Here is a 22,849-nt window from a genome sequence, read left to right as displayed (position 1 = left end):
CGTCGTGCACGACTGGTCGGCGGTGCGGAGAAGCTGCTGAGGATGAGGCGCGGGAGGCGCGGCGCGCCGCCTCAGGGCAGGTTCGCGCCAGAGCGGCCTCGAGCGGCGTGCCCCGTCGCGGAGCAGGCGACTCTGTCGGAGCGGCACGGGCATCCTCCCGCGCCTCTCACCCGACTCTGCCCCCGATACCCAGGGGTGCACGATGACAGAAGGACTCCGATGCAGAACGAAGACACCAGCACGCCGAGCGGCGCCCCCGATCGTCTGACCCAGCGCCGAACCGTGGTGAAGGGCGCCGCATGGGCGATTCCTGTTGTGGCCGCCTCGATCGCCGCTCCGATGGCGTCGGCCTCGACCGCCCCCCAGTGCGCCCTGCAGGACGCGCAGCGCATCGACGCCACCTCGACCACCGCGCTCGCGGCCCGGACGATCCCCGTGCCCGCGGGAACCCAGTGGGTCCGCTTCACGGCGGTCGGCGGAGACGGCGGCGGCGTCCGCACCGGGTCGGACGTCACCAGCGCCGGTGCGCGGGTGACGGGCACCATCCCCGTCGACGCGCTCGGCGGAGCGTCCGAGATCGTCATCACCGCGGGCTCGGGCGGCAGCAACCAGGCCGGCGGCCGGGGGCTCGGCAACGGCGGGGCTCCGGGCACTCCGGGCTACATCGGCTCCGGAGGAGGGGGCGGGGCCAGCGGGATCACCGCCGCGGGCTCCCTGCTCGTCATCGCGGGCGGCGGCGGCGGTAGCGCAGCCGGCTTCACCTCGAACGACTTCACCCGGTCCGCCCGCGTCGGGCCGAACGCGGGGTCCGGCGGTCCCGTCGGCGGCTCCGGCTACGACAGCGCCGTCTCGCGCGCGGACAGCAGCACCGGCTCCACGGAGCAGGCCCCGAGCACCGGCGGAAGCCAGACCGGGCCGGGGCAGCCCGGTGTGACGACGGTCAACGTGACCGAGACGGTTCTCGGCAGCCCGGGCTCCGGGCGCGACGGCGGTGCCGGCGCAGCGAGGACGAACGCGAGCCGCCAGGTGACCTATGCGTCCGGTGGTGGCGGCGGCGGCTACTTCGGCGGTGCCGGCGGCGGCACCTCCCTGTGGGTGCGGGGTGGCGGCTCCTACGCGGCCAACGCGTCGACGGGCGCAGGAGGCAGCAGCTTCGCCGCGTCCGGCGTGACCGTCGAGAACTCCGACGTCGACACCCGTTCGCAGACGATGGGCTACGTGGAGGTCGCCTTCTTCGTCTGCGAGTAGCGCCTGCCCGAAGGCCAGACGAGCCTCCGTGGTCACCCGCTCAGGCGTGCGACCACGGAGGCTCGTCGTCGTCACCGTCCGCTCCACGTCGTCCCCGTCCTCCTGATGTCCCATCACCATATCAGTATGGGGCGGGAGGCGCCAGACCTCACTCCTCCTGCGGCTCCGCGCCGTCGTGCTGCAGGCGCACCAGGACGCGGCGGAGGTGCATGGCCGCGAGGACACCGGGACCGAGGGTCCGGGAGGTCGCGGCGGTCCGCTCGTCGACGACCTGCACGAGGTGCCGGATCGCACGGGCCGCGCCTCCGATCGCCCGGTGGGTCGCGGGAGAGCCCCGGTCGTCGCGGTCGATCGCGTCAGCGACCGCCCGGCAGGCCTCGCTCAGCGGCGGGCCGAGCGCCGGATCGAACGGGAGCGCGCCCGGCCGCTCCCAGATGGTGTCCGCGAGGGCGCCGCTCAGATCGCGGACGTGGAAGAGGATCGCGTCGAGCGTCTCGAGGCGGAGGTGGTCGGGTCGGGAGTCGCGCCGGTGCAGCAGTGCGCGCGGGTTGCCCTTGCGGCTCTCGTCCGCGTCCGCGAGGGCCGCGCGGACCTCCTCCGCCGTCCGGGCCAGCTCCTCGCCGTTGCGCGCCCACGCCTCGTGCTCGGGCGGCCACGTCTCCTCGAGCGCGGCGGCCAGCTGGCGCAGGTGCTCCGCGAGCTCGCGCTGGAACGCGTCGACCCGGGCGGACGCCGCCTCGACGGTGAGCCCGGGGGCGACGACCACGTTCACCAGCAGCCCCACCACCACGCCCACCGCCATCTGCACGAGGTAGCCGAGGGAGTAGTCCTCGGCGTCGGCCCCGCCGATGATGAGCACGAAGAGGGCCGCCATCGGCACGTACTCGCGGCCCGCGCCGAACCACCCCGTCCCCGAGAGGACCACGCCGATCCCGACGACGAGCGGGATCGTCCACCAGGTCGGTCCGACGGTGACGACCACGAGGGCGGCGAGGCCGATCCCCGCCGCGAGCCCGAGCAGGGTCTGCAGTCCGGTGCGGACCGAGCCCATCAAGGTCGGGTACATGCTGACGAGGGCGCCGAGCGGCGCGTAGTACGGGTACTGCTCCGCGACTCCGGGAGCGAGCGGCGCGACGGCCCAGGCGATGCCGACCGCCAGCGCCGTCTTGAGAGCGAGCATGAGGCGCGAGCCGGTGACCGCCTCCCGCCAGGCGAGGGCGGCGCGGGACGTCCGGGTGCGGGGCATCCCGGCACCCTAGGCGAGGGGCGCGGACCGTCTCTCCCCTCTTGACAGCGGCGGCGGAGGCGCGAGCGGCGGTGGAAGAAAGAGGACGGCGGCTCGGGACGGCGGTGCTGATCACGACTCACGACGAACGTCCGATCCGGCCCACGTCGCCTGCGCCGTTCCACGGGGCGCCGCGGATCCTTCCTCCGTGACGAGAGCGACCGCGCGGACCGCAGGCGCCGTGAAGTGATGCCACCCCCGCTCACGGGGGCCGTTGAGTTTGCGCAGACGCCCTGTTACCGTGAACAAACCGTGCAGCTGGCGGCGTCGGAGGCCTCGAGGTGGAGGTCGCGCCGGATCCTGCGAGTCACGGCGAGTTCTTCTCCGAGGTCCACCGGGCCTCTCCTGTTGGCGCCCTCCGGCGCCTCTCCGCAGCCCCCCCCGCCCCCGGGGGCGCGCCGCTCACGGTGCGCCTCCGGGCCCCACGCCGCCCCTGACGATGGAGTCACGATGACGACCGCATCGACGCCCGTCGACGCCGAGCTCCCCCGATCCGCGGGGCTCCGGCGCCGCCACACGGCCGGGCTGCTGATCCTCCTCGCCGCGGTGGCTCCGCTGCCCTTCACCGCCGCCTCCCCGGCCGTCGCCCTCGACAAGCCGACCTCCACCGACCCGATCGCGCCGGACACCGCCGACCCCGCGATCGAGTTCCACGACGGCGACTGCTCCATGGTCGCGACAGCCCGGGCAACCCCGTCGTGATGCGGAAGGCGCCCACCCTCGCGGCACTCGGCACCACCGCCCCGACCACCGGGTACACCGACACGAACCCCGGCGGCTGATCCCTCGTGCCGGTCGAGCAGCTGCCCCTCCCTGCCGGTCGAGCAGCCGCCCGGCGGCGTATCGAGCCCTTCGTGCTCCGCACACAGGCTCCGACACGCCCCTGACGGCGCTGCTCGACCCAGCAGGGCTCGGCACCCCGAGATCCTCTCCCCCTCCCTGAACCGCACCACTCCACTGAAGGAGCACCATGCCCCCCACCACCACACCCGCGCGGCGAGCGCCGCTGCGCGCAGCGCTCGCCGCGCTCGGCCTCGGAGCAGTGCTGCTCGCGGGCCTCGTCGCCCCGGCTCCGGCCGCGCAGGCGGCCGATGCCGTGATCCCGCAGCAGGGCCTCCTCGCCGACTACCGGTTCACGCAGACCACCGGCAGCACGGTCCCGAACACCGTGAGCGGAGGCGTGGGAGCCGCCACCGTCCGCAATGCGACCGACGCGCTCTGGACCGGCACGTCGCTCCGCCTCACCGGCGGCCCCAAGAGCAGCACCACCGCCCCCTGGGTGCAGCTGCCCGCGAACCTGCTGACCGGTCGCTCGTCGGCCACCGTCACGATCGAGACCCGCGCCGACGCGTCGATGCTCTCGAACTTCCACTTCCTGTGGAACATCGGCAGCGACAGCACGAACCAGTACTGGTTCGCGTCCGTCCGCGACCGGGTGCGCACCGCGATCACGACCAGCGGAGGGAACGGCGAGAACAACGCCCGCAGCGCCTCCGCCCTGACCGCCGACCGCTGGTACAGCCTCACCTCGGTGATCGACGGCAGCGCCGGCACGATCTCGTTCTTCGTCGACGGCGTCCAGGTCGCCTCGGCGCCCACCGCTCTGCGCCCCTCGTCGGTGGCGGACCAGTCGCTGAACACGATCGGCCGAGCACCGTACCCAGACCCGTTCTACACGGGCGAGGTCTCGGCGTTCCGCGTCTACGACCGCGCGCTCACCGGGGCGGAGGTGGTGGCCGTGTCGAGCGTCGACGCGAAGCCTCACGCCTCCACGTTCTCCCCGATCGCCGCCGCCGTGCTGGCCGGGGTCGCCCCGCTCACCGTCGACGACTCGACCACGAACCTGCCCGACTACGGGGGAGCGGTGACCTGGTCCTCCAGCGACCCGACCCTGCGCGTCTCGGCCGACGGCCGCACCCTCAGCGCCGACCGCCCCGCCGTGGGCCAGGCCGCGCGCACCTCGTCGCTCACCGCGACGGCGTCGATCCGCGGAATCGTGCAGACCCGCTCGATCGCCGTGACGGTCGAGCCGCAGGTCGGCGTCGACACCCCCTACGGCTACCTGATGGTCCACTTCGTCGAGGACTCCCAGGGCTACGCCGAGAAGATCTACCTCGACGTCTCCCGCGGCGACGACCCGGAGAAGTGGGACCCGCTCAACGGCGCGAAGCCGATCCTGGCCTCCGACCTCGGCACCACCGGTGTCCGCGACCCGTACCTGACATACAACCCCGACACGAAGAAGTACTACATCATCGCCACGGACCTCCGCGTCTTCGGCGGCGACCGGGGCCCCAGCACCTGCGACACCTGGTGCTACTGGACCACCAAGGGCAGCACGAAGATGAACGTCTGGGAGTCGAGCGACCTCGTGTCGTGGAGCGACGTCCGCCAGTTCGACGTGGCGCTCGACGCCGCGGGGACGAAGAAGCTCGAGGCCGGCATGATGTGGGCTCCCGAGGCCACGTGGGTGCCGGACTACGCGGGACCCGGCAAGGGCGCGTTCGTCGTCTACTGGTCCTCGACGGTCTACCCGACCGCGGCGCACACGCCGGGCACCGGATCCTCCCGCGTGCTCTGGGGAGCGACCACGGACTTCACGCAGGCCACCTACTCGTACGGCGGCACCTTCATCGACACCGGGGCCGACACGATCGACACCACGCTGATCCAGGACTCCGGCACGACCTACCGGATCTCGAAGGACAACGGCACCGGCAAGGGCATCTACATGGAGTCGACCACCTCGGCGACCTGGTGGCTGCCGACGACCTCGTGGACGCAGATCCAGTCGCGCATCGGCGCGGTGTGGTCCGGCGGCAACCCCGGTGGGGTCGAGGGCCCCGCGGTGTTCAAGGACCACGGCGAGGACACCTGGTACCTGTACGTCGACGTGATCCCCGCGACCGGCTACAAGCCGATGGTGACGAACGACCTCGACACGGGCTGGACCCAGCTCACCGACCCGGGCTTCTCGCTCGCCTCGTCGACCAAGCACGGCGGCATCGTCTCGCTGACCGCGGGGCAGTACGCCGAGGTCCGCTCGGCCGACGCCGCCTCCGCGGTCCGCTCGGACCTCGGCGAGGTGACGGTCGCCTCCGGCACCGACGCCGCGGCGGCTCTGCCCGCCCGCGCCGACGTCGTGCTCGCCTACAACCGGGGCACCGCCTCGCAGCCGGTCACCTGGAACACCTCCGCGGTGGCGACGGCGCCCGGCCGCTACTCCGTCACCGGAGTCGTCCGCACGATCGGTGCGAACGACAACCAGTGGGTGGGCGCGAACGGATCGACGGCCTACGACGCCGCCGACCGTCGGCTCTCGAGCTCCACGGCCATCACGGTCACCGCGACCGTGGTGGTGACGGCACCGACCTCGACGCTCACCGCGTCCACCCGCTGCGTCGCGGGCAAGGTCGTCCTCACCGGAGTGGTGAAGAACACGGGCACGACGCCCCTCTCGGTCGTCATCCGCTCGCCGTTCGGCGCCTCGCAGACGCTGACCGCCGCCCCCGGCGCCAGCGCCTCGGCCGCCTTCACCACCCGTCAGGCCTCGGTCCCGGCCGCCTCGCTCACCGCGGGCGCCCTGACCGCGGCCTACCCGGCGCGCACCTGCTGACGCACGCGCGCCGCTGACGCCGAGACGGCCCGCCCCCGCCGAGACACCGCCCCACCGCGGTGCCTCGGCCGGGAGCGGGCCGTCTCGGCGTCGAGCGCCTCGGAGCTCCGCGGCGGCCGCCCCACATCCCGGCACGGCAGGCTGTACGGATGAGCGCGCCTGGAACCACCGACCCCCTCGACCACGTCCGCGTGCGCGGCGCCCGCGAGAACAACCTCCGGAGCATCGACGTCGACGTGCCGCGCGACGCCCTCGTCGCCTTCACGGGGGTCTCGGGATCGGGCAAGAGCTCGCTCGCCTTCGGCACGCTCTACGCGGAGGCGCAGCGCCGCTACTTCGAGTCGGTCGCCCCCTACGCGCGGCGGCTGATCGACCAGGTCGGCGTGCCGGACGTCGACTCGATCGAGGGCCTGCCGCCGGCCGTCGCCCTCCCGCAGCGGCGCTCCGGAGGCTCGGCCCGCTCCACGGTCGGCAGTGCGACGACGCTCTCGAGCGTGGTGCGGATGGTGTTCTCGCGCATCGGCGCCTACCCCGAGGGCGCGCCGATGCTGCTCGCAGAGGACTTCTCGGCCAACACCGTGCAGGGCGCGTGCCCCAGCTGCCACGGCATCGGCCGGGTCTACGACGTCCCCGACGAGCTGATGGTGCCGGACGACTCCCTCTCGATCCGCGACGGGGCGCTCGCCGCCTGGCCGACCGCCTGGCACGGCAAGCAGCTGCGCGACAGCCTGATCTCGCTCGGACACGACATCGACGCTCCGTGGCGCGACCTGCCCGCGGAGGACCGCGACTGGATCCTGCACACTCCTGACTCCCCGCAGGTTCCCGTGTGGACCGACCGCTCGCCCGCGGAGGTGCGCGCCTCCGTGGCCGCCGGGGACGAGCCGCGCTACATGAGCACGTTCCTCGGGGTGCGCCGCTACGTGCTCGACACCTTCGCCGGCTCGAAGAGCGCCCGGATGCGCGAGCGCGCGGCCTCGTTCGTCGTCAGCGTCGCCTGCCCGGTGTGCGGCGGCCTGAGGCTGAAGCCCGACGCGCTCGCCGTCACCTTCGAGGGGCTCGACATCACCGAGCTGTCGGCGCTCCCGCTCGAGGAGCTGGTCGTCGTCGCGCGGCGCGTGCTGGAGCCCGGCTGGACCCCGGCCGACGACGCTCCGCAGACCCGCCTGGCCGCGCAGCGGCTGGTCGAGGACCTCGTCGCCCGCCTCGCGCCGATCGTCGACCTGGGCCTCGGCCACCTCTCGCTCGACCGCTCCACGCCGACACTCTCCTCGGGGGAGCTCCAGCGGATGCGCCTCGCGACGCAGGTGCTCTCGCGCCTCTTCGGCGTCGTCTTCGTGCTCGACGAGCCGTCCACGGGCCTGCACCCCGCCGACACGGAGGCGCTGCTCGGCATCCTGCGGACCCTGCGGGCGACCGGCAACACCGTCTTCTTCGTCGAGCACTCCCTCGACGTCATCCGCGAGGCCGACTGGATCGTCGACATCGGCCCGGGCGCGGGGTCGGGGGGCGGCACCGTCGTCTACTCCGGCCCGCTCGACGGCCTGCCGGGCGCCCGCGACTCCGTCACCCGCCGCTACCTCTTCCCCGAGGGCGACCCGGCGCCGCTGCGCTCCCGCCGCACCGCGGAGCAGTGGATCGAGCTCGCCGGCGTCTCGCGGCACACCCTCGACGACCTCTCCGTCGCGTTCCCGGTCGGGGTGCTCACCGCGGTCACCGGCGTCTCCGGATCGGGCAAGTCGACGCTCGTGAACCAGGCGCTGCCCGATCTGCTGGGCGCCTCGCTCCGCGCCGACGTCGCCGAGGACGCGCCGGCCGAGGAGGGCGGGGAGGCGGACCCGCTGCTCGACGCGGCTGCGGCGGCGACCCGCGGCACCGCCTCCGGGCCCGCGGACCGCCTGCGCCGGGTGGTGCAGGTGACCCAGACCCCGATCGGCCGGACCTCGCGCTCGAACGTCGCGACCTACACGGGCCTGTTCGACCGGGTGCGGACGCTCTTCGCGGCCACACCGGAGGCGAAGCGCCGCCGCTTCTCGGCGAGCCGCTTCTCCTTCAACCTGCCCAGCGGGCGCTGCCCCGTCTGCAAGGGCGAGGGCTCCGTGGAGGTGGAGCTGCTGTTCCTCCCGACCGTCGAGGCGCCCTGCACGGCGTGCGGCGGCACCCGGTACAACGACGAGACCCTCGAGGTCACCCTGGGCGGCCGGACGATCGCCGACGTCCTCGCGCTGAGCGTCGCCGATGCGCGCGAGGCCTTCGCCGAGGACCGCGAGGTCGCCCGCCACCTCGACGCGCTGGTGGACGTGGGGCTCGGCTACGTCTCGCTCGGCCAGCCGGCGCCCGAGCTGTCCGGGGGAGAGGCGCAGCGGGTGAAGCTCGCCTCGGAGCTGCGTCGCGCCCAGCGCGGGGACACGCTCTACCTGCTCGACGAGCCGACGTCGGGCCTGCACCCCGCCGACGCCGACCGCCTGCTCGAGCACCTGCAGCACCTGGTCGACGCGGGCAACACGGTGATCGTCGTCGAGCACGACATGCGCGTCGTCGCCGACGCGGACTGGGTCGTGGACCTCGGCCCGGGAGCGGGCCGGGCCGGCGGCTCGGTGGTCGCGACGGGCACTCCGGAGGAGGTCGCCGAGGCCGCAGGCAGCCGCACCGCTCCGTACCTCCGGGCGGCTCTGGACCGGCGCCGCTGAGCACCCGAGGACCCTGTCAGTCCTCTCACCGAAACCTCACCGAAAACAGTTGTTAACGGTAACATTCGAGGCGGCCCGCCCCCCTGGGCCGGATTTCTCAACGACGAGAGGCCTCACGAATGCGACGACGACTCCCCCTGGCCACCGTGGCGGTGATGGCGCTGACGGCGGGTCTCCTGTCGGTCGGCCCCACGGCTCAGGCCGCCCCCACCACCTCGCTCGACGCCGCGAAGGTGCTCGAGCTCCCGTTCGACGGGTCGCTCGCCGACACCAGCGGTCGTGGTACCGCCCTCGGGATGCAGAAGGGCACCGCCTCCTACAGCACCGGCCTGAACGGCCGGGCGTTCGAGTTCACCGGATCGAACGCGATCTCGCTCGGCACTGCGGCGGCGCTGCAGCCCGCCGACCTCACCGTCTCGTTCTGGTACAAGCCGACCAGCGCGATGACCGGTGAGCAGGTCTTCACCTGGAACAAGACCGCCTACAACTCCGACGGCTGGTACCTCACCTCCGAGGGCGACGGCACTCCGCTCGCCCTCTCGATCGGCCCGTCCGGCGGTCAGCCGTACAAGGTCGCCGTCGAGACCGCCCGCTCCGGCTTCTTCCCCGCGGGGGAGTGGACGCACGTGGTCGCCACGTACGACAAGAGCACCAAGGCCGCCGCCTTCTACCGCAACGGGGTGAAGCAGACCGCCGTCGTCAAGACCGCGCCGTCCTCCTCCGCATCCGGCGTCCTCGGCTCCGAGAGCACCTCGACGAAGACCCTCGGCTTCAACGGCCCCCAGTACAACGGCGCGCACCTGCGCGGCCTGCTCGACGACTACGCGCTCTACAACGGCGTCGCGACCACCACCGACGTCGTCGCCCTGACGAAGGCCGGCAACCCCTCCTTCGACCCCGCGAGCATCGCCCGGGCCGACCTCGAGCTGGTCGCCCCGCCCGCGAGCACCAGCACCGGCTTCACCCTGCCCACCGTCGGCGCGAAGGGGTCCGCCCTCAGCTGGACCTCCTCCGACCCGGCGACCGTCGCGATCAGCGGAGGCACGGCCGCGGTCACGCCGCCCACCGGCTCCGCGACGCAGGTCGTCCTCACCGGCTCCGCCACCTACGGGGGCAGCACCGCGGTCACGAAGACCTACACTCTCCAGGTGCAGCCCCGGGGAGTGAAGACGTCGAACTACCTTCTGGAGGCCGGCCTTTCCGACGTCTCCGTGCAGGACCCCTACCTCGAGAACGGGGAGCAGCAGACCGTCGAGTACCTGCTGAGCCTCGACCCCGAGATGTTCCTCTACTCCTTCTACCGCGAGGCCGGGCTCACGCCGACCACCAGCGGCGGATACGGGGGTTGGGAGCGCGAGAACGGCACCCGGTTCCAGGGCCACTTCTTCGGCCATTACCTCTCGGCGCTCTCGCAGGCCTACGCGACCGAGGAGGACGCGGCCACCAAGGCGGCTCTGCTCGCGAAGCTCACCGCTTCCGTCGACGGTCTGAAGAAGGTCCAGGACGCCTACGCGCTGAAGGACCCCGCGAACGCCGGCTACGTCTCGCCGTTCCCGACCCGCTACCTCCCCTCGGGCGGCGACGGCCTGCTCGTCCCCTTCTACAACCTGCACAAGGTGCTCGCAGGCCTCCTCGACGCCCACGACCAGGCGCCCGACGCCGTCTCGCAGAAGGCGCTCACCGTCGCCGGCGGCTTCGGCAGCTGGATCACCGCCTGGGCGGGCCGCCAGGCCAACCCCGGGCAGCTCCTGAACACGGAGTACGGCGGAATGAACGAGGCGCTCTACCGCCTGTACGAGACCACGCACGACCCGGCCCACAAGCGCGCGGCCGAGTACTTCGACGAGACCGCGCTGTTCCAGAAGCTCGCGAACAACGAGGACGTCCTCAACGGGCTGCACGCGAACACGACCGTCCCGAAGCTGATCGGCGCGCTGAAGCGCTACCGCGTCTTCACCGACGACCCGGCGCTCTACGCCACGCTCACCGCCGCGGAGAAGTCGGATCTCGACATGTACCGCCGTGCCGCCGAGAACTTCTGGCGCATGGTCGACGAGACCCACACCTACGCCAACGGCGGCAACAGCCAGTCCGAGCACTTCCACGCCCCCGGCACCCTGTACGAGTACGCCACGAACGGCCAGACCACCGGCTACGGCGAGAACTCGACCTCCGAGGGCTGCAACATCTACAACATGCTCAAGCTCACCCGGGCGCTGTTCCAGGTGACCGAGGACGTGAAGTACGCCGACTTCTACGAGGAGACGTTCATCAACGGCGTCCTCTCGGTGCAGAACCCGGACACCGGCATGGTGACCTACTTCCAGCCGCAGACCGCGGGCTACGCCAAGGTCTTCGGGCACGAGCTCGACGAGTTCTGGTGCGACCACGGCTCGGGTATCGAGAGCTTCACCAAGCTCGGCGACTCGATCTACTTCGAGAAGCCGAAGACCGTCTTCGTGAACCAGTTCCGCTCCTCGGTCCTCCGCTCCTCCGCGAACAACCTCCGGCTGACCCAGACGGCGGACATCCCGAGCACGGACACGGCGACCCTGAGGGTCGAAGCGCTGGCCGGAGGAGCCGTGGCCGCGGACACGACCCTCAAGCTGCGCGTGCCGTCCTGGATCGACGGAGCGCCGACGCTCACCGTGAACGGTGCCGTCCGTGCCGTCACGGCCCAGGCCGGATACGTCTCGGTCGCCGTCGCCGCCGGTGACGTGCTGACCTGGAAGCTGCCCGCCGCGGTCAGCGCGGTCGCGGACACGGAGAACCCCGACTGGACCGCGTTCCGCTACGGACCGGTGCTGCTGGCGACCGAGCTCAACCGCTCGAACGTCGAGGCGTCCTACGTCGCCGGCGTCCTGGTGCGCATGGGCACGGCCGACAAGTCCGTGAACTCGAACGTCGTCGTCGCGGACTCCGCGGCCTGGAAGTCCGCGGTCCGCGGCAACCTGGTCCGCCTGCCCGACGGCGCGGACGGCAACGGCCGCACGACGATGCGCTTCGGCATGAAGAACGTCGACGCCGCGTCCGCCGCCCGGGTGTTCACTCCGTACTACAGCCTCTACAACGCCCGCTACGCGACCTACATGACCCTGATCGAGCCCGACTCGGCCGCGGCCCAGGAGCTGATCCGGACGCAGAAGGAGCAGCTGCGCGTCGACGAGACGACGATCGACTCCCTCACCTCCTTCGACAACAACAACAGCGAGGCCGACAAGAACTACAAGACCGCGCGGTCCTCGGTGGGGACCTGGCGCGGCGAGGGGTACCGCGACGGCGAGCGCTCGGCGGAGGCGTACTTCCAGTACGACATGATCGTCGACCCGGCTCTGCCGGCGAACTACCTCGGGGTCCGCTACTACGGCGGCGACGCGGGACGCACCTTCGACGTCTACCTCAACGACGTGAAGCTCAAGACCGAGGTGGTCTCGGGAGCGGCCGGAGCGACGAGCTGGTACGTCCAGTACGACCGGATCCCGGCGTCGATCCTCAGCGGTCTCGCCGCGAAGGACAGCTACAAGCGCGACCAGAGCGGGAAGTACGTGCTCGACGCGAAGGGGCAGAAGATCCCCGTCGTCACGGTGCGCTTCCAGGGCACCGGATCCAGCTACGTCGGCGGTGTCTTCGGGGTCTACACGACCGAGTCGACCACCTACGCTGCGGACCCGGAGCTGACGAAGCTCTCCTCCGACGTCGGGACGCTCTCGCCGGCTCTCGCCGCCGGGGTCAGGGACCACACGCTCACGGTGCCGGCCGGTACGACGAGCGTCTCGCTCGACCTGGACCCGGCCGTGCCCAGCGGCCTGGTGAAGGTCGACGGCGTGCTGATCGACGACACCGTCCGCCGCACCGTGCCGCTCGCGGCCTCGGGGACGACGAGCGTGGTCGTCGAGTCGTCGGCGCAGGACCACACGACGACAGCGACCTACCGCCTCTCCATCGTCCGCGCCTCCGCGGCGACGGTGCCGACCACCGTGACGGCCACCAGCCGCTGCGTGGCGGGCAAGGTCGTGGTGACGGTCTCCGCTCGGAACGACGCGAAGGTCCCGGCGGCGATCACCCTCGGCTCCGCCTGGGGCTCGAAGGCGTTCACCGGGATCGCTCCCGGGTCGAGCGCCTCGCACGCCTTCACCACCCGCGCCGCCTCGGTGGCCGCGGGCTCGGCGACGGTGACCGCGACGGCGACCGTGGACGGAGCATCGGTGACCACCACGAAGCAGGCCGCGTACTCCGCTCTCACCTGCAAGTGACGTGACGACGACGGCCGCCGGGGATCGCCCCCGGCGGCCGTCGTCGTCAGTCGGAGGTGCGGTAGAGGCCCTGGAGCAGCCCGATGACGTCGCCCAGGACGGGCGGCGGGTCGCTCCGGATCCACGCGGCGTGCACGGGGACCGGCGGGGCGTCGCGGACGACCCGGTAGGCGAGGCCCTGCCGTCGGTACTGGCTCACCGTCGATTCCGCGGTCACTCCGCGGGCGGAGCCGCTGCTGATCACCGTGAGCCAGTCGTCGACGTCGGTCGTCGGGACGGTGATCCGCGGCCGGTCGTGCTCGGGCCAGAGGTCGAGCCGGGTGCTCCCGGTCCGGTCGTCGAGCGCCAGCGGAGCGGTCGCCACCTGGGCGAGGGTGACCGTACGCTTCGCGGCGAGCGGGTCGTCGACGGACAGCGCGCAGTAGCGCTTCTCGGTGCCGATCAGAGCCGACTCGACGTCCGCAGCCGGGGATCCGCGCCGGAGGATCGCCAGATCGCTGAAGCCCTCGGCGAGCCCCGCGGTGGGGGTGTTGGAGCGGATCAGCTGCAGCTCGTGGCGGGGGAGCGCCGCGGCCCAGCGGCGCTGGAACTCCTGGGTGTGCTCGCCGAGAGCCGACCAGGCGTACCCGATCCGGATCGTGTCCGTCCCGGCCGCCGCCTCCTCGCGAAGGTCGTCGACGACGGCCAGGACGCGGCGGGCGTGCCGCAGCACCCGCTCGCCCGCCGGCGCGAGCTCGACGCTGCGGGTCGTCCGGTGGAGGAGCCTTCGTCCGAGGACGGACTCGAGCGCCGCGACGTTGCGAGAGACCGCCGTCTGGGAGATGCCGAGGTCGATCCCCGCGTCGGTGAAGGTCCCGGCATCCACGACGCCGACGAACGACCGGAGGTGGCGCAGTTCCAGTTCCATGACCGAATCCTATTCATGCGGTTCCCGCATCGATCGGGCCGATGACGCATTGTGAGCCGGGGCCGGACGGCTCGCAGACTTCCGGCATGACGAAGCAGCTCCCCGGCGACGGCCGGACCGTCGGCGTCGCGACCGCCCTCGCGAGCGCCCTCTCGAATCAGCTCGGGGCGGCCTCCGGTACTCTGGCCTTCCCGGTCCTGGGATCCGTCGGAGTGGTCGCCGTCCGGCAGATCGTCGCCGCGCTGATCCTCCTCCCGGTCGTCCGGCCGCGGATCCGCGACCTGACCCGCGCGCAGTGGTGGCCCGTCCTGCTCCTCGCCGTGGTGTTCGGAGCGATGAACCTCACGCTCTACGCGGCCATCGACCGCATCGGGCTGGGGCTGGCGGTGACCCTGGAGTTCTGCGGGCCGCTGGCGGTCGCGCTCCTCGGCTCCCGGAGCAGGACCAGCGCGCTCTGCGCCCTCGTCGCCGGAGCAGGCGTCGTCGCGATCGCCGGGCCGAGGCCATCGTCCGACCAGGTGGGGATCGCGCTCGGTCTCGCGGCCGCGTGCTGCTGGGCCGCGTACATCCTGCTCAACCGGATCATCGGACTCCGTCTGCCCGGAGCGCAGGGGACCGCCACGGCGACCGGGATCTCCGCCGCCGTCTTCCTGCCCGTCGCCGTCTGGACGCTCGTCTCGACGCGCCCCGACGCGGGCACCGTGCTCCTGGCGGTCGGCGCCGGCGTCCTGGCGACGGCCGTCCCGTTCGTGGCCGACGTGATCGCGCTCCGGAGGCTCCCGGCGAGCGTGTTCGGGACGCTCATGAGCGCCAACCCCGTCCTGGCCGCCCTCATCGGCGCGGTCGTGCTCGGGCAGGACGTCGGCGCGGCCGGATGGATCGGCATCGCCCTCATCGTCACCGCGAACGCGGCGGTCCTCCGGCGGGGGCGTCGCGCGCGGTGAGGCCCGGCAGCGGGCCGAGCGAGAGGTGATCCCGTCGAGATGCCGCCGCTGTGCGTTACCTGTTCGTTATGAAAAAGGCGCCTACACGACCAAACCAGGGACACCCTGGGAAACGGCAGGTCGCGGGAGAAAACTCTCCTCCATGAACCAGACAGCGGCACCCGTGCGCGAGCATCGAGCTCTCTACTTCCTGCTCGCCGCCCTCGCGGGCATCGTCACGGGCGGAGTCCTCCTCGCCGTCGCCGAGCTCATCGCCCTCGCGGTCGCCCGCACCGCGAGCCCCGTGCTCGCGCTCGGCGCCTTCATCGTCGACATCGTCCCGCGCCCGCTCAAGGAGTTCGCGATCGAGACGTTCGGCGAGAACGACAAGACCTTCCTGCTCGGCAGCGTGGGCGCCGCGGTCGTCGTCGCCGCCGCGATCGCCGGAGTGCTCCAGCTGGTCCGCCCGCCGCTCGGCCAGGTGCTGCTCGTGATCGCCGGCGGCCTCTCGATCGCCGCCATCGTGACCCGCACCGGAGCGTCGCCGCTCGCCGCGGTGCCCACGCTGGTCGGACTCGTCGTCGCCGTCGTCGTCATGCACCTCCTCTTCACGCGCCTGCGCGGCTGGCGTGCGGCCCGGGCCTCGGAGGCCAGGGGAACATCCTCCGAGGCCCGTCCGGGCGCCCTCGAGCGCCGCGGCTTCTTCCGCATCGCGCTGATCTCCGCCGTCGGCGCGGCCGTCGTCGGCACCGGCGCCCGCCTGGTCAACGCGGCGACCTCCTCCCTCGCCGGCGTCCGCGACGCCCTGCGCCTGCCGTCCCCGCGCAGCACCGTCTCGGTCCCCGCGGGCGCCGAGCTCGACATCGAGGGCATCACCCCGCTCTACACGCCGAACGCCGACTTCTACCGCGTCGACACCGCCCTCACCGTGCCCAACCTGGACCCGTCGGCCTGGTCGCTGAAGATCACCGGCATGGTCGACCGCGAGGTGACGCTGAACCTCCAGCAGATCTTCGACATGGGCCTCGACGAGTACGGCATCACCCTCACCTGCGTCTCGAACCAGGTCGGCGGCAACCTCGTCGGCAACGCCAAGTGGCTCGGCGTCCCCCTGCGCGACGTGCTGAAGATGGCCGGCGTGCAGAGCGGAGCCGACATGCTCCTCTCCACCAGCAGCGACGGCTACACGGCGTCCACCCCGATCACCGCGGTCACGGACGAGAACCTCGACGCGATCCTCGCCGTCGGCATGAACGGCGAGCCCCTCCCGTTCGAGCACGGCTTCCCGGTGCGGATGATCGTGCCCGGCCTCTACGGCTACGTCTCGGCCACCAAGTGGCTCACCGAGCTCAAGGTCACCACCTTCGAGGCCGACCAGGCCTACTGGACCCCGCGCGGCTACTCCGCCGAGGCCCCCATCAAGATGTCCTCGCGGATCGACACCCCGCGGATCGGCGTCCCCGTCACCTCGGGCGCTCTCAAGATCGCGGGCGTCGCCTGGGCGCAGAGCATCGGCATCGAGAAGGTCGAGGTGAGCATCGACAACGGCGACTGGCAGGAGGCGACGCTCTCGACCCCGGTCAACCTCGACACCTGGGTGCAGTGGTTCGTCGACTGGGACGCCCAGCCCGGCTCGCACTACGTCGCGGTCCGCGCGGTCGACAAGAACGGCATGGTCCAGATCGAGGACCGCGCGCCGGTCGCGCCCGACGGCTCCTCCGGCTGGCAGCGCACGCTCATCAACGTCACCTGACGCCCTGCGGAGGCGCCGATCCCCGGGGGTCGGCGCCTCCGGTGCGTCCGGCGTCCGTCGCGACGACGCCCCCGCAGTGCGGACGGCCCTGACGCGACGTCGCCTTGGCGGCAGGCACCGCGGCACGTCCCGGCCCGGCGCGCAAGCCTCCGCGGCGGCGCAGCCCGCGAGGAGGCGCCGCTCTAGCCTTCGAGGATGCGCTCCCGGCTCCTCCACCTCCGCGAATCCTTCTGGTTCCTCCCGGCCCTGTTCGGCGTCCTCGCCGTCGGGCTGGCGCTCGGGCTGGTCGAGGTCGACCATCTGCTGGTCCGCGCCGGCGTCAGCGACATCCCCCTGATCGAGGACCTGTCGCCGACCGGCGGCCGGGCGATCCTCTCGGCGATCGGCGGGACGATGCTGGGCGTCGCCGCGACCTCGTTCTCGATCACGATCTCGGTGCTGGCGACCACGTCCTCCGCCTACGGGCCCCGGCTGGTCCGCAACTTCATGGCCGACCGCGGCAACCAGGTCGTCCTGGCGGTGCTCACGTCCACGTTCCTGTACTCGCTGATCGTGCTGCGCGCGGTGCACACCGAGGAGGACGCGTCGCTGACGTTCGTGCCGGTGGTGGCCGTCTCGTTCTCGGTGCTGCTCGCGGTGGGCGACGTCGCGGTGCTCGTCTACTTCATCCACCACATCGCGCTGTCGGTGCAGGTGACGACGCTGCAGCAGCGGGTGCTCGGCGAGCTCGTCGACGTGATCGAGCGACTGCATCCGGAGGACGGTGAGGAGCCGGTGGACGCGGAGGAGGCCCTGCTCGCGGAGGAGGCCCTGCCGCCGGCGGGGCGCGAGCCGGTCGTGCTGTGTGCGGTGCGCGGGGGCTACGTCGAGCAGCTCGAGGTCGAGCGGCTGGTCGCCCTGGCCCGTCGCGGCGACACGCGGCTCCGGGTGCTCGCGCTGCCCGGCGACCACGTCCTCGTCGGCGACCCGGTGCTCGAGGTCCTGGAGGGGTCCGTCGCCCAGGAGGAGGCGGTCGCCGCGGTCGTCGTCGCCGACGCGCGCACCCCGCACCAGGACCTCCGCTACGCCGTCCAGCAGGTGGTCGAGATCGGAGTCCGCGGGCTCGCGACCGGCACCAACGACCCGTACACCGCGGTCGGCGCCGTCGAGGCCCTGACCAGCGCGCTCGTCGACCTCTGCGGCCGGCCGGAGGCGCGCGGCCGCTACTCCGACGCCGACGGAGTCGTCCGCCTGGTCGTCCCGTGGCCCCGAGCGGGCGAGCTGCTGGCCGACGTGTTCCTCGCGCTGCGCTCGTACGCGATGGAGCAGCCGCTCGTCGTCCGCGCCGGCGTGCGCCTCGCCGAGCGGCTCGCGGTCGTCGCCCGCGGCGGGACCCGCGTCGAGCTGCACCGCCAGGTCCAGGCGTTCGCCGCCGCGCACGCCGCCGCCGACGGCGACGCCCTCGAGGCGCCGGCCCTGCGCGCATCGCTCGCCGCGCTCGAGGCGCGCCTCGCGGCCTGACGCTCGGCCTGCCCGGCGCTCCGGGAAGCCACGCCGCCCGTGGAGTGCTCGAATCGATTCGAGTAGGCTCGGCGCATGACAGAGAACACCACTGAGCTGCGCGTGGGGGTCGTCGGCCTCGGCTTCGCCGGCACCACCCACCTCGATGCCTTCCAGTCCCTGCCCGGCGCCCGCGTCGTCGCGCTCGCCGGCCAGGAGGAGGCGCGCCTGCACGAACTCGGCGCGACCCGCGGCGTCCCCGACCTCTACGCCGACTGGGAGGACCTCGTCGCCCGCGACGACCTCGACGTCGTCTCCATCGGCGTCCCGAACCACCTGCACCACCCGATCGCCGTGGCCGCGCTCGCGAGCGGCAAGCACGTCTTCTGCGAGAAGCCGCTCGCCACCACCGCCGAGCTGGCGGCCGAGATGGTCGAGGCCGCCCGCACGAACGACCGGGTGCTCGAGATCGCGTACAACCACCGCCGCCGCGCCGACGTCGCCTTCCTCCGCGACTACCTCGACGACGCGCCGCTGGGCGACGTCTACCACGCCCGCGCGAGCTGGCAGCGGCGCACCGGCATCCCCGGCATCGGCTCCTGGTTCACCAGCAAGGAGCTCGCCGGCGGTGGCCCGCTCATCGACCTCGGCTCCCACGTGCTCGACATCGCGCTGCACCTGCTCGACGAGCCGCGCGTGACCAGCGTCTCGGCGGTCGCGTACGGCGAGATCGGCCGCTCCGGCCGCGGAGGGCGCCCGCACGGCGTCGCCGCCACCGGCACGCACGCGTTCGAGGTGGAGGACTTCTCGAGCGCCCTGCTGCGCCTCGACAACGGCCGCTCGCTCCAGCTCGACGCCTCCTGGGCCAGCTACTCGAAGGTCGACGAGGACATCGAGGTCGAGCTGCTCGGCTCGGCCGGGGGCGCGCGCCTCCACGTCGCCGACTACGCCACGGAGGGGACTCTGACGCTCTACTCCGAGGTCGCCGGAGCGCCGACCGTCTCGCACCCCGACGTGAAGGTCCCCGCCGGGCACCACCGCTCGGTCATCGCCGAGTTCCTGGAGGCGATCGCCTCGGGAGCCGACGCGCCCGCGGGCGGCCCCCGCTACTCCGGCCACTACGGCGAGTACGCGCTGCACCGCAGCCGGGTGGTCGACGCGATCTACCGCTCCGCCGCCGAGAAGCAGGAGGTGGCGGTCGCATGAGCTCCCCGATCGAGGTCCTCGTCTGGAACGAGTTCCGCCACGAGACCCGCGGCGACGAGACCGTGCTGCGCCACTACCCGGACGGCATCCACCGCGTCATCGCGGACGGACTCGCGGAGTCGCTCGGCGACGCCGTCTCGGTGCGCACCGCGACGCTCCCCGAGCCCGAGCACGGGCTCACCGAGGAGGCGCTCGCGACGACGGACGTGCTGCTGTGGTGGGGGCACATCGCGCACGAGGAGGTGTCGGAGGAGGTCGTCCAGCGGGTCCTGCGGCACGTGCAGGAGGGGATGGGGATCCTGGTCCTGCACTCGGGCCACTACTCGTCGATCTTCAAGGCGCTCATGGGCACGACCTGCTCGCTGAAGTGGCGCAACGACCGCGACCGCGAGCTGGTCTGGACGATCGCGCCCACGCATCCGATCGCCGAGGGCGTGCCCAGCCCGCTGATCATCCCCGAGCAGGAGATGTACGGCGAGTACTTCGACATCCCGGTGCCGGAGGAGACGGTGTTCCTGTCGACGTTCACCGGCGGCGAGGTGTTCCGCTCCGGTGTGACCTACACCCGCGGCCTCGGGAAGGTCTTCTACTTCTCGCCCGGCGACCAGGACTACCCTGTCTACCACCACCCGGACATCCGGCGCGTGCTGGCGAACGCCGTCCGCTGGGCCCGCCCGACCCGGCCGCGCACGCCCCTCACGGCCGACCACCACCCCCGGGGCTGGTTCGAGTCCTGACGCGGTCCCCTCCCTCTCCGCGGGATGCCGCTCCGGTACGCGACACGCCGTGCCGGGCGCACCGACGTGGCGTCTCGCGGGGAGGTACTGGGGGGATGCAGCAGTCGGAGGGGCGCGAGCCGGACGAGGTGCGCCGGTACGGGGAGGCTCCGGAGCAGATCGCGGACGTCTTCCGCGGGGCGCCCGGCGGGGCGCGCCGGCCGGTCGTGCTCGTGCACGGCGGGTTCTGGCGCGCGCGGTGGGACCGGCGGCACGCCCGGCCGCTCGCGGCGGCGCTGGCCGACCGCGGGCACGACGTGCTCCTCCCCGAGTACCGGCGCACGGGCGACCCGGGAGGCGGCTGGCCGGGCACCGGCGACGACGTCCTGGCCGTGCTCGCGGCGCTCCCGGCACTGCTGCCCGGCGCCGGACCGGTCACCCTCGTCGGCCACTCCGCCGGCGGCCACCTCGCCGTCTGGTCGCAGGCCGCCCGTCCGTCGCCGCACGTCGCCGCTGTGGTGGCACTGGCGGGCGTGCTCGACCTGGCCGCCGCCTCCGCCGACCGCCTCAGCGACGACGCCGTGGGGGAGCTCCTCGGCGGCGACCTCCCGCTGCTCCCGGGCGCCGACCCCGCGCAGCTGCCGGCGCCGCCGCAGCCGACCACGCTGATCCACGGCGTACTCGACGAGGACGTCCCCGACGCCTACAGCCGCCGATACGCCGACCGGCACCCCGCCGTGCAGCTGCACGAGCTCGCCGACGCCGACCACATGGCGCTCGTCGATCCGACGACGGCAGCCTTCGCGATCCTCCTCGCCGCGCTCGGCTGACGCGCGCCGGGAGCGGGACTGCGACGCTCCGCCCGCCGAGGCGCGACGGGGACAGGCCCCCTACAGGACCGGCGGGTACAGGAAGAGCGGGACCTGCGCGGTGGGGAAGGTGCGGGTCACGTAGCTGTGCTTGCCGCCGTAGTTGTACTCCTCGAGGAGCACGGTGCCGTCGTCGTTGACCTTCTGCACGTAGGAGACGTGGTTGTAGGTCCACCACGCGACGCAGCCGACGATCGGGACGCTGCTGGTCGCCCAGCCCTTCGCGGCCCAGTTGTCCGGCCACTCGTAGGCGCTGCCGCCGAGCGGGGTGATGTTGCCCCACGTGTACTTCCACGGCGCGGAGGTGCGGCCGACGTCGCGGTTGAGGCGCCAGGCCACGAAGTCGACGCACTCGCGGTAGTAGTAGCCGAGGGGCGAGAGTCCGCCGCCGTCGTCGTCGATGGTCTCGTAGGGCCACGGGTAGTCGTCGCCGACCGCGCGGGTCTGCACGGTCGAGAACTCGCCGCCGTTGGATCCGGAGAGCACGGCCGCCTGGCGGCTGGCCTCGTCGAGCTGCGCCTGGGTCGGTGCGGCGAAGGCGTCGCGGACGGCGGTCTGGCCGGCGGCGTCGGAGGAGACGGTGAGGTTCTGGAGGCCGACCCGGTTCGCGGCGGCGCGGCCGGTCGCGGTGGCGGAGGAGCTGCGGGCGCCGTACGCGGGGATCGCGGCCGTGGCGAAGAGGCCGCCGACCACCGAGAACGTCCCGAAGGCCAGGGCGCGGCGGCTGAGGCCACGGGCCCGGGCGGATTCGGCGACGCGGGGAGCGACGGGGCGGGAGGCGGACGCGCGACGCGGAGAGGCCGGGATCGACCGGGAGGCGGGGGAGGCGACGGCGGGGACCTCGACCGACACGGTCGGAGCGGGCGCCACGGCTGATGCGGCGTCGACGATGAAGTCCGCGGAGTCGCCAGCGCCTGCGGAAGCGGGCGAGTCGTCCGATCCGCTGCCCTCGACCGCGGCACCGGCGGTCGCCGCGCCCGTCTCCGCCTCGGTCCGGGCCGCACGGCGCTCGGCCTCGCGGGCCTCGCGCCGGGTCGGGGGTGCAGTGGTCGGGGTGCCGGCACTCTCCTCAGGGGTGGGAATGCCTGGCTTCGACACGCGTGCGTTCTCCTCGGATGACGGTGGTGACGGGGGGTCGGGGGCCGGTGGGGATCCGGCGACGAGCCACTCTAGCCCGAGGCCCGCGCATAACGGAACGATCACGACGGATCCGGCACGGATGCTCCGACCGCTCGCGCCCGTGCGGTGCCAGGATGGGGCGCAACCGGGAAGGAGCTCCTCATGACCGCACCCACCCCCACCGGGCCCGTCCTCGTCGGCATCGTCGACGGCCAGCGACCCGAGGTCCTGCGCACCGCCGCCCGCGTCGCCGCCGACGCCGGAGCCGCCCTGCTGCTCGTGTCGGTCTCGGCCGATCCGTACCTCGTCGGCGAGTACGTCGATCCGATGACCGGCGGCATCCCGCTCGGCTTCGTCGGCGCCGCGGCCGACCGCGGCGAGGGCCCGTCCCTCCCGCCCGGGCTCCGCGAGACGGTCGAGCACGAGCTGGACGGCAGCACCGTGCAGTGGTCGCTGCGCGCGGCGCGGGGCGAGCCCGCCCTGGCGCTCGCCGAGGTCGCCGAGGAGGTCGACGCGCGGATGATCGTGGTCGGCACCCGCGACGCGGGCGTGCTCGCGAGCATCGCCGAGTTCCTCAGCGGGAGCGTCGCCGCCCACCTCGCGCACCGTCAGCACCGCCCCGTGCTCGTCGTCCCGCGCGCCGACCGCGACCCGTCGCGCCCGGCGCCCTGGGACCTCGCGGAGTGACGCGACCCCTCCACCTGCGCCCCTCCGCGATCCTCCTCGTCGCGGCGGGCGGAGCCGTCGGCACGGCTGCCCGCGCCGCGATCGGCGCCGCACTTCCC

Annotated in this window: 15 protein-coding genes; 12 read left to right on the top strand and 3 right to left on the bottom strand. The window is 73.0% G+C overall.

Features of this window, described 5'->3' with window-relative positions; genetic code table 11:
- Positions 1 to 219: 219 nt before the first annotated feature.
- A complete protein-coding gene (locus tag C5C30_RS07055) occupies positions 220 to 1,248 on the top strand; it encodes a hypothetical protein (RefSeq protein WP_146081493.1) in 1,029 nt (342 codons plus the stop codon).
- Positions 1,249 to 1,396: 148 nt separating this feature from the next.
- On the opposite strand, the gene C5C30_RS07050 is transcribed toward C5C30_RS07055, so the two are convergent.
- The gene (locus C5C30_RS07050; protein WP_104222427.1) at positions 1,397 to 2,494 is read right to left on the bottom strand and encodes an aromatic acid exporter family protein; all 1,098 of its coding nucleotides are present in this window, start codon (positions 2,492 to 2,494) and stop codon (positions 1,397 to 1,399) included.
- Positions 2,495 to 2,983: 489 nt separating this feature from the next.
- Here C5C30_RS07050 and C5C30_RS07045 point away from each other — a divergent pair, with 489 nt between their 5' ends.
- The 4 genes from C5C30_RS07045 (at position 2,984) to C5C30_RS07030 (ending at position 13,092) form a co-directional block, all read left to right on the top strand.
- Positions 2,984 to 3,235: a hypothetical protein gene (locus C5C30_RS07045; RefSeq protein WP_104269303.1), complete on the top strand. Its 252-nt coding sequence runs from the start codon at positions 2,984 to 2,986 to the stop codon at positions 3,233 to 3,235.
- 268 nt (positions 3,236 to 3,503) lie between these two features.
- On the top strand, positions 3,504 to 6,149 hold the full coding sequence (locus C5C30_RS07040; protein WP_104333428.1) for a LamG-like jellyroll fold domain-containing protein: 2,646 nt from the start codon (positions 3,504 to 3,506) through the stop codon (positions 6,147 to 6,149).
- A 149-nt stretch (positions 6,150 to 6,298) separates the two neighbouring features.
- Positions 6,299 to 8,839 (top strand): excinuclease ABC subunit UvrA, encoded by a 2,541-nt coding sequence (locus tag C5C30_RS07035; RefSeq protein ID WP_104333427.1) that lies wholly within the window; start codon positions 6,299 to 6,301, stop codon positions 8,837 to 8,839.
- Positions 8,840 to 8,958: 119 nt separating this feature from the next.
- Entirely contained in the window at positions 8,959 to 13,092 is a 4,134-nt protein-coding gene (locus tag C5C30_RS07030) for a beta-L-arabinofuranosidase domain-containing protein (RefSeq protein ID WP_104333426.1), read from the top strand.
- A 46-nt stretch (positions 13,093 to 13,138) separates the two neighbouring features.
- On the opposite strand, the gene C5C30_RS07025 is transcribed toward C5C30_RS07030, so the two are convergent.
- Positions 13,139 to 13,999 (bottom strand): LysR family transcriptional regulator, encoded by an 861-nt coding sequence (locus C5C30_RS07025; RefSeq protein ID WP_104333425.1) that lies wholly within the window; start codon positions 13,997 to 13,999, stop codon positions 13,139 to 13,141.
- An 86-nt stretch (positions 14,000 to 14,085) separates the two neighbouring features.
- Between C5C30_RS07025 and C5C30_RS07020 the strand changes: the two genes are divergently transcribed.
- The 6 genes from C5C30_RS07020 (at position 14,086) to C5C30_RS06995 (ending at position 20,906) form a co-directional block, all read left to right on the top strand.
- On the top strand, positions 14,086 to 14,943 hold the full coding sequence (locus C5C30_RS07020) for a DMT family transporter (RefSeq protein WP_104269307.1): 858 nt from the start codon (positions 14,086 to 14,088) through the stop codon (positions 14,941 to 14,943).
- 142 nt (positions 14,944 to 15,085) lie between these two features.
- A complete protein-coding gene (locus C5C30_RS07015) occupies positions 15,086 to 16,675 on the top strand; it encodes a molybdopterin-dependent oxidoreductase (RefSeq protein WP_104226578.1) in 1,590 nt (529 codons plus the stop codon).
- Between the two features lie 195 nt (positions 16,676 to 16,870).
- On the top strand, positions 16,871 to 18,175 hold the full coding sequence (locus tag C5C30_RS07010; protein WP_104260644.1) for a DUF2254 domain-containing protein: 1,305 nt from the start codon (positions 16,871 to 16,873) through the stop codon (positions 18,173 to 18,175).
- 75 nt (positions 18,176 to 18,250) lie between these two features.
- The gene (locus C5C30_RS07005; RefSeq protein WP_104333424.1) at positions 18,251 to 19,360 is read left to right on the top strand and encodes a Gfo/Idh/MocA family protein; all 1,110 of its coding nucleotides are present in this window, start codon (positions 18,251 to 18,253) and stop codon (positions 19,358 to 19,360) included.
- Positions 19,357 to 20,097: a ThuA domain-containing protein gene (locus C5C30_RS07000; RefSeq protein WP_104333423.1), complete on the top strand. Its 741-nt coding sequence runs from the start codon at positions 19,357 to 19,359 to the stop codon at positions 20,095 to 20,097. The genes C5C30_RS07005 and C5C30_RS07000 overlap by 4 nt, the downstream gene beginning before the upstream one ends.
- 95 nt (positions 20,098 to 20,192) lie before the next feature.
- Positions 20,193 to 20,906, top strand: coding sequence for an alpha/beta hydrolase (locus C5C30_RS06995; protein ID WP_104333422.1), 714 nt, complete (start codon positions 20,193 to 20,195; stop codon positions 20,904 to 20,906).
- A 60-nt stretch (positions 20,907 to 20,966) separates the two neighbouring features.
- Here the strand turns inward: C5C30_RS06995 and C5C30_RS06990 are convergent, their stop codons facing one another.
- On the bottom strand, positions 20,967 to 22,043 hold the full coding sequence (locus C5C30_RS06990) for a CHAP domain-containing protein (RefSeq protein WP_104333421.1): 1,077 nt from the start codon (positions 22,041 to 22,043) through the stop codon (positions 20,967 to 20,969).
- 183 nt (positions 22,044 to 22,226) lie between these two features.
- Between C5C30_RS06990 and C5C30_RS06985 the strand changes: the two genes are divergently transcribed.
- The gene (locus C5C30_RS06985) at positions 22,227 to 22,751 is read left to right on the top strand and encodes a universal stress protein (protein WP_104239244.1); all 525 of its coding nucleotides are present in this window, start codon (positions 22,227 to 22,229) and stop codon (positions 22,749 to 22,751) included.
- Positions 22,752 to 22,849: the final 98 nt, after the last annotated feature.

Origin of the sequence: Rathayibacter sp. AY2B5 (assembly GCF_002931645.1) — a bacterium.
Taxonomy (GTDB): domain Bacteria; phylum Actinomycetota; class Actinomycetes; order Actinomycetales; family Microbacteriaceae; genus Rathayibacter.
This window is presented reverse-complemented; position numbering and strand designations above follow the sequence as displayed.